Annotated in this window: 1 protein-coding gene; it reads right to left on the bottom strand. The window is 54.4% G+C overall.

Annotated elements, in window-relative coordinates:
* On the bottom strand, nucleotides 1-202 hold a 202-nt coding region (locus JMA46_RS16860), incomplete at its 3' end, for a hypothetical protein (RefSeq protein ID WP_207346497.1).
* Nucleotides 203-305: the final 103 nt, after the last annotated feature.

The following is a 305-nucleotide window of genomic DNA, read 5'->3' on the forward strand; positions in this document are numbered from 1 at the left end:
ACCTTGGATGGATATCGTTGTTGTCTGGGTCCTGCGCAGCTACAATGGGCTTGAAATGGACACCGTTAGGTGTTTTGCCGGTGGTCCAAACGCCGGGAGACTTGCAGGGGTGGTTCCACGTCGCGATAGAACTGAAGACGTACCTGTCACCTTCCTTCATGACGTTGTCTTGAGAAAGATCATTACCTGAAGCGAAGCTCACCAGCCGGCCCTCGTTGTGGCTGGTTGGTCCTATGAACTTCTCGCACTGACTTTGATCGTTGCGCAGAAGGCCTAGCACACCCGTATGGCCGTCGGATCCTGTG

The sequence above is a fragment of the Arthrobacter sp. E3 genome, assembly GCF_017353415.1.
Classification (GTDB): Bacteria; Actinomycetota; Actinomycetes; order Actinomycetales; family Micrococcaceae; genus Specibacter.